Origin of the sequence: Aquabacterium sp. (assembly GCF_021768455.1) — a bacterium.
In the GTDB taxonomy this organism is placed as follows: domain Bacteria; phylum Pseudomonadota; class Gammaproteobacteria; order Burkholderiales; family Burkholderiaceae_C; genus Aquabacterium.
Genome location: NZ_JAIZVX010000163.1, coordinates 1 through 8,848 on the forward strand (window position 1 = coordinate 1; position 8,848 = coordinate 8,848).

8 protein-coding genes are annotated in these 8,848 nt (G+C 69.0%); 5 read left to right on the forward strand and 3 right to left on the reverse strand.

Features of this window, described 5'->3' with window-relative positions; genetic code table 11:
- Together QZ994_RS16925 and QZ994_RS16930 are read right to left on the reverse strand one after the other, a co-directional pair.
- A partial coding sequence (locus QZ994_RS16925; RefSeq protein ID WP_290874380.1) for an MIP/aquaporin family protein occupies positions 1-556 on the reverse strand: 556 nt, incomplete at its 3' end.
- A gap of 52 nt (positions 557-608) precedes the next feature.
- Positions 609-938, reverse strand: coding sequence for a helix-turn-helix transcriptional regulator (locus QZ994_RS16930; RefSeq protein WP_290874363.1), 330 nt, complete (start codon positions 936-938; stop codon positions 609-611).
- Between the two features lie 168 nt (positions 939-1,106).
- Here QZ994_RS16930 and QZ994_RS16935 point away from each other — a divergent pair, with 168 nt between their 5' ends.
- Positions 1,107-1,403, forward strand: coding sequence for a DUF1840 domain-containing protein (locus QZ994_RS16935; RefSeq protein WP_290874365.1), 297 nt, complete (start codon positions 1,107-1,109; stop codon positions 1,401-1,403).
- A 26-nt stretch (positions 1,404-1,429) separates the two neighbouring features.
- Positions 1,430-2,122, forward strand: coding sequence for a histidine phosphatase family protein (locus QZ994_RS16940; RefSeq protein WP_290874368.1), 693 nt, complete (start codon positions 1,430-1,432; stop codon positions 2,120-2,122).
- 12 nt (positions 2,123-2,134) lie between these two features.
- On the opposite strand, the gene QZ994_RS16945 is transcribed toward QZ994_RS16940, so the two are convergent.
- Entirely contained in the window at positions 2,135-2,749 is a 615-nt protein-coding gene (locus QZ994_RS16945) for a TetR family transcriptional regulator (protein WP_290874371.1), read from the reverse strand.
- Between the two features lie 196 nt (positions 2,750-2,945).
- Here QZ994_RS16945 and QZ994_RS16950 point away from each other — a divergent pair, with 196 nt between their 5' ends.
- The 3 genes from QZ994_RS16950 to QZ994_RS16960 form a co-directional block, all read left to right on the forward strand.
- Positions 2,946-4,208: an efflux RND transporter periplasmic adaptor subunit gene (locus tag QZ994_RS16950; protein WP_290874383.1), complete on the forward strand. Its 1,263-nt coding sequence runs from the start codon at positions 2,946-2,948 to the stop codon at positions 4,206-4,208.
- Positions 4,209-4,221: 13 nt separating this feature from the next.
- Positions 4,222-7,347 (forward strand): efflux RND transporter permease subunit, encoded by a 3,126-nt coding sequence (locus QZ994_RS16955; protein WP_290874374.1) that lies wholly within the window; start codon positions 4,222-4,224, stop codon positions 7,345-7,347.
- Positions 7,340-8,848 (forward strand): efflux transporter outer membrane subunit (locus QZ994_RS16960; protein ID WP_290874377.1); only part of this gene is annotated, 1,509 nt, incomplete at its 3' end. The genes QZ994_RS16955 and QZ994_RS16960, both read left to right, overlap by 8 nt.

Sequence of the window (8,848 nt, forward strand, 5' to 3'; positions counted from 1 at the left end):
CGCCAGCCAGCTGGGCCAGCACGAAGCCGGGCACGCTGGCCGGGGCGATGCCGGCAAAGCTGTCGCTGGCCATGCGCCCGAAGGCCGCGGCCGGGTTGGCAAACGAGGTGGAGGCGGTGAACCAGTAGGCCGCGCCGATGTAGGCCGCCACCATGGCGCTGGCCTTTCCCGCCGGCGCACGCAGGATCACCAGCAACAGCCCGGCGGTGGCCACGGCCTCGGCGATCCACTGGCCCTGGCCGCTGCGCAACTTGCCCGACACCTGCCACAGCGGCAGGTCGAACATGGCGTGGGCCAGCCAGGCCCCGGCCACCGCACCCGCCAGCTGCACCGGCACATAGGCCAGGGCGTGCGCACGGGGCAAGTTGCCACGCAGGGCCATCACCAGGCTCACGGCAGGGTTGAAGTGCGCGCCACTGACCGGGCCGAAAACCTCGATCAGCACGTACAGCCCACCCACGGTGGCGGCCGTGTTGGCGAGCAGGGCCACGGCGGTGTTGCCGGCGCTCAGGCGCTCGGCCATGATCCCCGAGCCGATCACGATGGCCAGCAGCATGAGGGTGCCCAGGCCTTCGGCCAGCAGGGCGCGGGGCAGGCTGGGGCGCGGGTCAGACACGGCCGATCTCCTCGCATGCCGGGGCGCCACAACAGGGCTGGCCCTGGCAGCAGTGTTCCGTGAGGTAGCCCAGCAGGCCATTCATGCGGGTGAAGTCGGCCCGGTAGATCAGGTGGCGGCCATCGCGCTCCTGGCTGATCAGCTGGGCGTGGGCCAGCTCTTTCAGGTGAAAGGACAGGGTGGTGGGCGCCGCGCCGAGGGCTTCGCTCAGCGCGCCCGGCGTCAGGCCGACGGGCCCGGCCACCACCAGGGCGCGGAACACGCGCAGCCGCAAAGGCTGGGCCAGGGCGGCCAGGGCCAGGACCACATCGGGTTCACTCAACTTTGATTCCATGATTCAAGGATAATTGAAGTGTTGGTCCGACGCAATCCCACGTTGCGCTGGTGACCTGCCTCTTGATGCCGCCCCTTGATGCCACCCCGTGTGCCGCCCGCTCGCAAGGGCTATGCTCGGGTGAGGCCAACCGGCCCCGCATCCTGAAAGTCCGCCATGCCCATCACCTTCAAATCCCAAGCCACCGGCGACCTGATCATGCTGCAGGCCACGGCCGAGGCGCTGCTCCCGCTCATCGGCAAGGCGGCCCAAGGCCCGGGCATCCTGGAAGTGGCCGACATGCCGGCGGCCATCGCGGCGCTCCAGGCCACCCCGCCCGAGCAGCCCTCGCCCGACAACGAACTCAAGTCCTTTGCCGACCAGGAGGTCTCGCTGCACCAGCGTGCCGTGCCCCTGATCCGCCTGATCGAACAGGCCCTGGCGGGGGGCAAGCCCATCGTCTGGGGCGTCTGAGGCAGGGTCTGAGGCATCATGTGCGCATGCCTGACAAGACCACCCGCCTGCTCGTGATCCGCCACGGCGAGACCGACTGGAACATCGCGACCCGCATTCAGGGTCACACCGACATCCCCCTCAACGCCCGCGGCCGCTGGCAGGCCGAGCGCCTGGGCGAGGCCCTGGCCGACGAGGGCATCCACGCCATCTACAGCAGCGACCTGCAGCGCGCCCGCGCCACGGCCGATGCCATCGCCACACGCGCCGGCCTGACCCTGCGCATCGACCCGGCGCTGCGCGAGCGCCATTTCGGCCGCTTCGAAGGCCGCACCCAGGACGAGGTGGGCGTGCACTGGCCCGAAGAGCTGCTGCGCTGGCGCGAGCGCGACCCCAGCTACGGCCCGGAGGGCGGCGAGGTGCTGCAGGCCTTCTACGAGCGCTGTGTGGGTGCCGCCACCCGCCTGGCGGCTCAGCACCCGGGTGAAACCATCGCCCTGGTCGCCCACGGCGGCGTGCTCGACTGCTTCTACCGCGCGGCCAACCGCGTGCCGGTCGAAGCCCCACGCAGCTGGAAGGTCGCCAACGCCAGCATCAACCGCCTGCTCTACAGCCCCGAGGGCTTCACCATGGTCGGTTGGGCCGATGACCTGCACCTGGCCCATGCCCCGGCCGCCCTCGACGAGCACAGCGATGGCGCCCGCACCGGTTCGGGCGAGAACCCCTTCCGCGCCATCTGATCCGATGGGCGCTCAGCGCGCCAGCAGCCCCTGCAGAAACAGGCCGATGCTGCGTTCGCCGATCTCGACCAGATCGAACTGGCTGGTGTCGAGCATCCAGTTGTGGATCAGCCCGTCGACCAGGGCCAGGTAGGCCAGGGTGACCACGGCCGTGTCGACCCCCTCGGCCAGTTGGCCCAGGGCCTGGGCGCGTGCAAAAGTGGCCTGGATGTGGCCGCGACATTGCCGGTGCCCCTCGCGGTGCCGTGTGCGGATGCCCTCGTGCTCGTCGGTGTACTCCACCTTGTGCGTGGCGATTTCGAAGACCCGCTGCGTGCGCGGGTCGCGGGCGATGCGCGTGAGCGCGTCCAGCGCCGAGCGCTGCAACGCCGCCAGGGGTTCGTCCTGCTCGGCCTGACCGATGGCGGCCAGGTTGTCTTCCATCGGCAGCGTGGTGCGTGCCATCATGGCGTTGAACAGCTCGGCCTTGTCCTTGAAGTGCCAGTAGACCGCCCCACGGGTCAGCCCGGCGGCCTTGGCGATGTCCTGCAGCGAGGTGCGCGAGACCCCACGTTGTGCAAACAGCCATTCCGCCGCGCCGAGCAGGGCCTCGCGGGTGTGAAGGGCGTCTTCTTTGGTGCGGCGCATGATCGAGTGCGGGTAAACCCGTGAAAAGATGGGGACATTGTCGCTGCTTTCGCAACTTACATGCATGAATGTATGTATAGTGGGCTGATTGATTGACCAGGCAAACATCCACCTCGAGGTTCTCCACATGGCCTGCCCCCCTTTGCTGCTCGACGGCACCCCTTCCTTTTCCCCCGCCACGCCTGCTGCCCGTTCCATGCGGGGCCGGGTGAACGCCCAGGCGGCGTTCTGCCTCACCGCCAAGACCCTGGGCGTGCTGGCCGTGTGCGCGCTGGCCGCCTCCTTCCTCACCGGCTGTGGTGAGGACAAGGCCAAGGCCGCCGCCACCGCGGGTGCGCCGGCCATGCCGCCCGCGCAAGTGGGCGTGGTCACGGTGCAGCCGGGCAATGTGCCGGTGATGGCCGAACTGCCGGGCCGCCTGGAGGCCTCGCGCGTGGCCCAGGTGCGTGCGCGTGCCGCCGGCATCCTGCAAAAACGTCTTTTCACCGAGGGGGCCGACGTGCGAGAAGGCCAGCCGCTCTTCCAGATCGACGCGGCACCCTACAAGGCCTCGCTCGACAGCGCGCAGGCCGCCCTGGCCAAGGCCGAGGCCAACCTGGCCCAGGCCAGCGCCCTGGTCGATCGTTACCAGCCGCTGCAGGCCGCCAAGGCCATCAGCCCGCAGGACTACCTCAACGCCCAGGTCGCGCAGCGCCAGGCCCAGGCCGATGTGGCCTCGGCCAAGGCCGCCGTGGCCACGGCCCGCCTGAACCTGGGTTACGCCTCGGTCACCTCGCCCATCTCCGGTCGCATCGGCCGCGCGCTGGTCACCGAAGGGGCCCTGGTCGGCCAGGGTGAGGTCACCCAGCTGGCCGTGGTGCAGCAGATCAACCCGCTGTACGTGAACTTCACGCAGTCGGCCAACGAGGTCATGCGCCTGCGCCAGGCCCTGTCGGCCGGCAAGCTGCAGGCCGCCGGTGCGGGTGCGGCCAGCGTCAAGGTCGTGCTCGACGATGGCAGCGAGTACCCCGTGGCCGGCAAGCTGCTGTTCACCGACCTGAGCGTCGACAGCACCTCGGGCCAGGTCACCCTGCGCGCCGAGTTGCCCAACGCCAAGGGCCTCCTGCTGCCCGGCATGTACGTGCGCGTGCGGCTGGAGCAGGCCCAGGTGGGCGGCGGCGTGCTGCTGCCCCAGCAGGCCGTCACCCGCACCGCGCAAGGCGACTTCGTCTCCGTTGTCGGTGCCGACGGCATGGTCAGCAAGCGCCCGGTCAAGCTCGGTGGCGCCACCGGCACCAACTGGGTCGTGCTCGATGGCCTGAAGGCCGGTGAGCAGGTCATGGTCGACGGCTTCCAGAAGATCATGAACCCCAAGGCCCCGGTCAAGGCCGTGCCCTGGTCGCCGATGGGCGCTGCCCCGGCGCCGGCTGCGGCTTCTGCAGCCGCTTCGGCCGCCTCCTCGGCTTCCGCCGCCAACTGAAAGGCGGCCCGCCATGTCCCGTTTCTTCATTGAACGCCCCATCTTCGCGTGGGTGATCGCGCTCTTCATCATCGTGTTCGGTGGTGTGGCCATCACGCAGTTGCCCATCTCCCAGTACCCGACGGTGGCGCCACCCTCCATCGTCATCAGCGCCACCTACCCGGGCGCCTCGGCCAAGACGCTGGACGAATCCGTCATCAGCGTGATCGAGCAGGAGCTCAATGGCTCGCCCGGTCTGGCCTACATGGAATCGGTCAGCCAGGCCAACGGCACCGGCTCGATCACCGTCACCTTCGAGACCGGCACCAACATCGACCTCGCCCAGGTCGATGTGCAGAACCGCCTCTCGCGTGCCTCGCCACGCCTGCCCTCGGCGGTGACGCAGCAGGGCGTGAAGGTCGACAAGTCGCGCAGCAACTTCCTGATGTTCGTGATGTTGTCGTCGAGCAACCCGGCCTACGACCCCATCGCCCTGGGTGACTACGCCTCGCGCAACGTCATCCCCGAGCTGCAGCGCGTGCCCGGCATCGGCCAGGCGCAACAGTTCGGCACCGAGCGTGCCATGCGCATCTGGGTGGACCCGGCCAAGCTGGTCTCCTACGGCCTCGGCATGGCCGACGTCAACAACGCCATCAAGGCCCAGAACGCCCTGGTGCCCGCCGGTGCGCTGGGTGACCGCCCCAACCTGAGCGAGCAGACCGTCTCGGCCACCGTGGTGGTCAACGGCCTGCTGGCCAACGAGAAGGAGTTCGGCAACATCGTGCTGCGCGCCAAGGCCGACGGCTCCACCGTGCGCCTGAAGGACGTGGCACGCGTCGAGCTGGGCGCCCAGTCCTACACGCCGTATGCGCGCCTCAATGGCAAGCCCGCCACCGGCATCGGCCTGCAGCTTTCGCCCACCGGCAACGCGCTGCAGTCTGCCGAAGCGGTCAAGGCCCGCATGGCCGAGCTCAAGAAGTTCTTCCCCGAAGGCGTGGACTTCTCCATCCCCTACGACACCTCGGGCTTCGTGAAGATCTCCATCGGCCAGGTGGTCGAGACCCTGATCGAGGCCATCGCCCTGGTGTTCGTGGTGATGTTCCTCTTCCTGCAGAACTTCCGCTACACCCTGATCCCGACGCTGGTGGTGCCCGTGGCCCTGCTGGGCACCTTCGGCGTGATGTCGGTGATGGGTTTTTCCATCAACGTGCTGACCATGTTCGGCATGGTGCTGGCCATCGGCATCCTGGTCGACGACGCCATCGTGGTGGTCGAAAACGTGGAGCGCCTCATGGCGCAGGAGGGCCTGAGCCCGCTGCAGGCCACCCGCAAGGCCATGACCCAGATCAGCGGCGCCATCATCGGCATCACCGTGGTGCTGGTCTCGGTCTTCATCCCCATGGCCTTCTTCTCGGGCTCGGTGGGCAACATCTACCGGCAGTTCTCGCTGTCGATGGTGGCCTCGATGCTGTTCTCGGCCTTCCTGGCCCTGTCGCTCACGCCGGCCCTGTGCGCCACGCTGCTCAAGCCTGTCGACCCGGATCACCACGACAAGAAGGGCTTCTTCGGCTGGTTCAACCGCAGCTTCACCGCCACCACCCATGGCTACGAAAGCTGGGCGGCCAAGCTGGTGCGCCGTGGTGGCCGCGTGCTGCTCATCTACGCCGTGATCCTGGGTGTGGTCGGCTGGCTGTATGTGCGCATGCCGTCTTCCTTCCTGCCCAACGAAGACCAGGGCAACCTGATCGTCAACGTGCAGCTGCCTCCGGGTGCCACCTCGAACCGCACCGAAGAGGTCATCTCGCAGGTCGAAGACTTCTTCCTGAAGCAGCCCGAGGTGAAGTCCATCGTGGGCGTGGTGGGCTTCAGCTTCTCTGGCTCCGGTCAGAACGCCGCGCTGGGTTTCGTGACCCTCAAGGACTGGGACGAGCGCAAGGGTGAACAGCACTCTGCGCAGGCCCTGGCTGGGCGCGCCTTCGGTGCGCTGATGGGCATCCGCGATGCCTTCATCTTCCCGCTGAACCCGCCCGCCATCCGCGAGCTGGGCAACGGCACGGGCTTCTCCGTGCGCCTGCAGGACCGCGGCGGCCTCGGCCACGATGTGCTGCTGGCGGCCCGCAACCAGTTCCTGGGCATGGCCGCGCAAAACCCCATGCTGACGGGCGTTCGCCCCGATGGCCTGGAAGACGCGCCCCAGCTGCAGCTGGACATCGACCGCGAAAAAGCCCAGGCCCTGGGCGTGTCGGTCGACACCATCAGCAGCACGCTGTCGACCGCGCTGGGTTCGACCTATGTGAACGACTTCAGCAACCAGTCGCGCATGCAGCGTGTGGTGGTGCAGGCCGATGCCAAGTCCCGCATGCAGCCCGAGCAGATCGGCCAGCTCAATGTGGTCAACAGCGCCGGCCAGACCGTGCCGCTGTCGGCCTTCGTGAGCAGCCGCTGGGTCACGGGTCAGATGCAGGCCGTGCGCTACAACGGCTACCCCGCCATGCGCATCGCCGGTGACGCGGCCGCGGGTTACAGCACGGGCCAGGCCATGGCCGAGGTCGAACGCATGGCGGCGCAACTGCCCCCCGGCATCGGCATCGAGTGGACAGGCCTGTCGCGTGAAGAAAAGGCTTCGGGCTCGCAGGCCACGACGCTGCTGATCTTCTCGCTGCTGGCCGTGTTCCTCTGCCTGGCCGCGCTGTACGAGAGCTGGTCCATCCCCATGGCCGTGCTGCTGGTGGTGCCTCTGGGCATCCTGGGCTCGCTGCTGGGCGCCAACTTCCGCGACATGCCCAACGACGTCTACTTCAAGGTCGGTCTCATCACGGTGATGGGTCTGTCGGCGAAGAACGCCATCCTGATCATCGAGTTCGCCAAGGAACTCCAGGAGAAGGGCATGGGCCTGCTGGAGGCCACGCTGCAGGCCTGCCACCTGCGCTTCCGCCCGATCATCATGACCTCGCTGGCCTTCATCCTGGGCGTGCTGCCCCTGGTGCTGGCCAACGGTGCCGGCGCCGCCGCCCAGCGCGCCATCGGCACCGGCGTGATGAGTGGCATGATCGCCGCGACCGTGCTGGCGGTGTTCTTTGTGCCCGTGTTCTTCGTGGTGGTGCGGCGCTTCTTCCCGGCGCCCGCTGCCCAGCCCCAAGTGGAGTCCGACCATGATTGAAAAGGCTGAGACCTTGTTGACGGGCTCGCGCCTGCGCGCCGTGGCGGTGGCCACGGCCATCCTGGGCCTGAGCGCCTGCTCCTTCACGCCCGAGTACACACGCCCTGAACTGGCCGTGCCGGCGGCGCTGCCGGTGGCGGCCGGTGCGTCGGCCGCCGAGGCCGCGAAGGTGGCCGAGTTGCCCTGGCGCAGCTACTTCCCCGACACCCGCCTGCAGCAGCTGATCGCCACGGCGCTCGAGCACAATCGCGATCTGCGCGTGGCCGTGCTCAACATCGACCAACTCCAGGCCGCCTACCAGATCCAGAACGCCGACCGTTTCCCCTCGCTCAACGGCGTGGTCAACGGCTCGCGTGCACGCGCCACCTCGTCGCCTTTTGCCTATGGCAACAGCGTGCAGGCCGGCGTGCAGGTGTCGGCCTACGAGCTCGACCTGTTCGGCCGCGTCAAGGCCCTGAGCGAGGCCGCCTCGGCCCAGGTGCTGGCCTCCGAGGCCGCGCGCCGCGCCACCCACATCAGCCTGGTCGCCTCGGTGGCCAACGCCTACTACGCCCTGTGGGCCGACCGCTGGCAGCAGGCCCTGGCCGACCAGACCCTGCAGACCCGCGAGGCCTCCCTCAAGCTGCTGCAGCTCAAGTTCGACAACGGCGTGCTCAACGAGCTCGACCTGCGCTCGGCGCAGTCCCTGGTTGAGGCCGCCCGCGTGACCCAGGCCCAGGCCCAGCGTCAGTGGGCGCAGGACCTCTCGGCCCTGAACCTGCTGCTGGGCCAGAGTGCCCCGGCCGCGCTGTTGCCACCGGTGGCCAATGCGGCCGCGCTCACGCCGCTCACGGGTTCGGCCCAGGCCGCCAGTGCCCAGATCAGCGCCACGCTGTGGCCAGGTCTGAGCGAGCTGCCCGTGGGCGTGTCCTCCGAGGTGCTGCTGCAGCGGCCCGACATCGTCCAGGCCGAGCAGGCCCTGGTCGGCGCCAATGCCAACATCGGCGCGGCCCGTGCGGCGCGCTTCCCGCGCATCGCCCTGACGGCCTCGGCCGGCGTGGCCAGCACCTCGCTGTCGGGCCTGTTCGATGGCGGCCTCTTCGGTGCCAGCATCGCGCCCGCCATCAGCGTGCCCCTGTTCGATGCCGGTCGCACCGGCGCCGCGGTCGACGCGGCCTATGTGAAGCGCGACATCGCCGTGGCCCAGTACGACAAGGCGGTGCAGACCGCCTTCAAGGAAGTGGCCGATGCCCTGGTGGCCCGCAGCACCTATGCCGACCAGGCCCAGGCTCAGCTGGCCCAGGCCCAGGCCGAGGCGGCCCGCCTGCGCCTGTCCACGCTGCGCTACGACACCGGCGTGGCCAGCCAGCTCGACCTGCTCGATGCCCAGCGCGCACTCTTCTCGGCCCAACAGGCCCTGATCAGCGCCCAACTGGCTCGCCAGCAGGCCCACATCGGGGTCTACAAGGCCCTGGGCGGCGGCTGGGTGGCCGACGAAGGCCGCCAGCAGGCCAGCGCCCGC

Coding starts and splice junctions, on each gene's coding strand:
- QZ994_RS16945 (WP_290874371.1), bottom strand. CDS start 2,749: ATGCGCCGCACCAAAGAAGACGCCCTTCACACCCGCGAGGCCCTGCTC.
- QZ994_RS16940 (WP_290874368.1), top strand. CDS start 1,430: ATGCCTGACAAGACCACCCGCCTGCTCGTGATCCGCCACGGCGAGACC.
- QZ994_RS16950 (WP_290874383.1), top strand. CDS start 2,946: ATGCGGGGCCGGGTGAACGCCCAGGCGGCGTTCTGCCTCACCGCCAAG.
- QZ994_RS16935 (WP_290874365.1), top strand. CDS start 1,107: ATGCCCATCACCTTCAAATCCCAAGCCACCGGCGACCTGATCATGCTG.
- QZ994_RS16955 (WP_290874374.1), top strand. CDS start 4,222: ATGTCCCGTTTCTTCATTGAACGCCCCATCTTCGCGTGGGTGATCGCG.